Raw genomic sequence first — 3,182 nt, 5'->3', positions numbered from 1 at the left:
ACTGATCGTTCAAGCACGTGAGCGGCACCAGCTGACTCTGATCACCCCGCTGCCGACCGATAACTCGGTCCAAGCGCGCACCCGCAACGGCTATGACCGGGCCGCCTTCACCATCGACTGGGACAATCAGCAGGCCACCTGCCCGCAAGGACAGACCAGCACCTCCTGGACGCCCTGCAGGCAGCGGGGCACCCCGATGATCGTGGCCGCCTTCCCGACCAGCGTCTGCCGCCCCTGCCCCGCGCGAACCTTGTGCACCAGCGCCAAGCACGGCGGCCGTCACCTCACCCTGCGCCCGCGACCGATCCAGGAAACACCGGATGCGGCCCGCGCTGCACAGACCAGCCACGCCTGGCGCGACACATACAAGTCCCGGTGCGGCATCGAGGGCACCATCCACCAAGCCGTCGCGGCCTGCGGCCTACGCCGCGCCCGCTACCGAGGCATCAACAAGGTTCACTTCGAACACGTCGTCTCCGCCATCGCGCTCAACCTGATCCGCCTGCACGCCTGGTGGAACGGACACCAACTGGATCGGACCCGCACCAGCCATCTGGCCCGACTCGAACCGGCCCTGACCGCCTGAAACGAGTCAACCAGCAGGGTCGCACAGGCCTGAAACGGCCCCTGCTGCGCCGCCGGGCCGTTCTCGAAACGGCCGGACTGAAGTTGACGGGATCCCGTCTGATCATCGCGATCAGGCGGGATCTTGTCGTTTCAGGGGCAGCCACGGCACGAGGACGGCCGCGACGGCCCCGTGCATGAGCGATAGCGCGATCTTCGTTCCCACGGACGCCTCGACGCCGAGGATCGGGAGAAAGGACACAGCGAGGGTGGTCAGGGCCAGGACGCGCCAGATGGTTCTCCCGTGCCTGGCGTATTTCTCCAGCGCCGCAAGCACGCCCCAGGCCAGCAGTGACAAGCTGAGAGTGAACCCCGCGACCTGGGCAAGGCCCACCGGCGTGGGCGGTTGCCCGTTGCGCATGTCGACCACGAGGTCAACGTTCAACGCGTGGGCGATGAACCACAGCACGCATGCGGCCAGAGTCGCGCTGAGGATGGCGGCGGCTTTGCCGTACCGGATGAAGATGTTCATGGGATGAGGATGATCTTTCCGCGGGTCTGGCCGGCTTCGCTGCGGGCATGAACTGCGGGCAGGTCCGACAAGGGAAGGGTCTGGGCGATGTCGAGGCTCAGGTCGCCGGCGTCGATGAGCGCGACGAGTTCGCGCAGTTGCGCGGGATCGTTGCGGGTGACGAAGTGCGGATAGGCCGGTATCGGGGTGGCGACAGATACCGCCGAACCACCAGGGCGAACGAGCTCGGCTAGCCCGGCAGCTGATTCGGGGCTGATCGGGGCCAGGTTGATCACTGCATCCATGCCACCGGGCAGCGGTTCGGCCGTGTAGTCGACGATCTGGTCGGCGCCCTGTGCGGTGATCGCGACGGCGCTGCGGGCGCTGGCCGTGGCCACGACGAAGGCCCCCGCGAGTTTGGCGAGTTGGACGGTGAACCCGCCGATCCCGCCGCCGGCGCCGTTGATCAGCACCCGCTGGCCGGGAGTCACCTTCACATGCTCGTGCACCGCCTGCCACGCCGTCAGCCCCGCCACGGGGATCGCCGCCGCCTGCGTCAACGGGATGCTGGTCGGTGCGGGGGCCAGTACGTCGGCCCTGGCGATGACGTATTCGGCCGCGGTCCCGCCCGCGTCCAGGCGGCCGATCACCTGATCACCTTCGGCCCATCCGCTCGCTCCGTCGACGACGGTGCCCGCGACGTCCCAGCCCAAGGTGTACGGCAACGCCAAGGGGAACACCGTCCGCAGCATTCCCGAGCGCAGGGCCGTCTCGGTGGGGTTGAACGAGGTGGCGGCCACCTTGATGAGCACCTCGCCGGGACCTGGCGTCGGAATGGGGACCCGGTGAAGCTCGATGACATCCGGGGAACCGTACTGTGTGAATCTCGCTGCGTTCATCATGCGCTCAACGCTAGAGAGACTGCACAAGATGATGAATGCCTAGAAGTCTTGAATCCATAAGAGATAGTCTTCGCTTGTGGATCTGCTCTGTGATGTGGCCACCGTCATGCGTTCCGGTCGGCCCAGCTCCGCCCGCGTTGCCTGGCATGCCCCCTGGGGCCAGCGTTTTCCCTCAGTGCCCGGCTCGGCGGGGTTCCAGGTGATCCTTCAGGGTGCCTGCTGGCTCATCCCGCCCTCTGGTGATCCGGTCGCGTTGGGGGTCGGCGACGTGCTGTTCGCTCCCCGCGGCCTCGGGTACGGCTTGGCCGACACCCCGGTCAGGGATCTGGCCGAGCCCTACTGCGACCCCACCGAAGACAGCGACCTGTTCGTCTCCGACTTCATCGGACAAGACGGGCCTCTCACCGTGACGCTCTGCGGCGGCTACAGGCTCGCCCCCGGTCGCGCCCATCCGCTGCTGCAGGACCTGCCCGACCTGCTCCACCTGCCAGCCCGGCTCGGCCACCACCCACAGCTCCGCGCCGCGGTGGACCTGCTCGGCGCCGAGGTCGAACGCCCGCACATGGGCGCCGACACCGTCGTCCTGGCCCTGCTGGACACGCTGCTGATCTACATCCTGCGCGCCTGGTTCGCCGACCTGCCCAGCCAGCCCAGGACCGGCTGGGCCGCCGCGATGGCCGACCCAGCGATCAGCGCGGCGCTGTCCGCGGTCCACCGCGACCCGGCTCACCCATGGACCGTCAGGACCCTGGCCGACCAGGCCGGCCTCTCGCGCGCGGCCTTCTCCCACCGGTTCGCCACGCTGATCGGCCAGCCACCCCTCACGTACCTCACCTGGTGGCGCTTGACCCTGGCCGCCCGCATGCTCCGCGACAGCGACGCGTCCCTGAGCGAGGTAGCCGCCCGGGTGGGTTACGGCTCGGAGTTCTCCTTTGCCAACGCGTTCAAGCGCGAGTACGGCACAGCCCCCGGGCGCTATCGACGCCAGGCCGCGTGAAGAGCACTCGCAGGCCCTTGAGCAGCAACCAATCGGTCAGTGGCGTTAGCAAGCCGGCATGTGCCACGTTGCCGCCATTCACCGCCCTGATGCGGTTGGCATTGACGGGTCAAACGATTGAGTAACGGTTCGGCTACTGTCGGTTGGTTCTCTCCACATCCTCGCCTACATCGACGTGGACGAGACCTACCGGCGCGATATCAAGCAC

4 protein-coding genes are annotated in these 3,182 nt (G+C 67.7%); 2 read left to right on the top strand and 2 right to left on the bottom strand.

Annotated elements, in window-relative coordinates; genetic code table 11:
• Window positions 1-586: transposase (locus AC3EO4_RS55510; RefSeq protein ID WP_431904936.1), on the top strand; the 586-nt coding region annotated here is incomplete at its 5' end.
• Window positions 587-697: 111 nt separating this feature from the next.
• Here the strand turns inward: AC3EO4_RS55510 and AC3EO4_RS55505 are convergent.
• Entirely contained in the window at window positions 698-1,096 is a 399-nt protein-coding gene (locus tag AC3EO4_RS55505; protein WP_431904934.1) for a DUF6069 family protein, read from the bottom strand.
• The gene (locus AC3EO4_RS55500; RefSeq protein ID WP_431904931.1) at window positions 1,093-1,977 is read right to left on the bottom strand and encodes an NADP-dependent oxidoreductase; all 885 of its coding nucleotides are present in this window, start codon (window positions 1,975-1,977) and stop codon (window positions 1,093-1,095) included. Before AC3EO4_RS55500 ends, AC3EO4_RS55505 begins: the two co-directional genes overlap by 4 nt.
• Window positions 1,978-2,053: 76 nt before the next feature.
• On the opposite strand from AC3EO4_RS55500, the gene AC3EO4_RS55495 reads away from it, so the two are divergent.
• Window positions 2,054-2,974 carry an AraC family transcriptional regulator gene (locus AC3EO4_RS55495; RefSeq protein ID WP_431904928.1) on the top strand — a complete coding sequence of 307 codons (921 nt, stop codon included), beginning with the start codon at window positions 2,054-2,056 and terminating at the stop codon, window positions 2,972-2,974.
• Window positions 2,975-3,182 lie beyond the last annotated feature (208 nt).

The organism is Nonomuraea sp. bgisy101 (assembly GCF_057708945.1).
The sequence above is the reverse complement of the archived record's forward strand: the minus strand, read 5'-3'. Positions and strand labels throughout refer to the sequence as shown.

What these genes read in the sequence shown, in the direction of transcription:
- AC3EO4_RS55500 (WP_431904931.1), bottom strand. Translation starts at nt 1,977, where the DNA reads ATGATGAACGCAGCGAGATTCACACAGTACGGTTCCCCGGATGTCATC.
- AC3EO4_RS55505 (WP_431904934.1), bottom strand. Translation starts at nt 1,096, where the DNA reads ATGAACATCTTCATCCGGTACGGCAAAGCCGCCGCCATCCTCAGCGCG.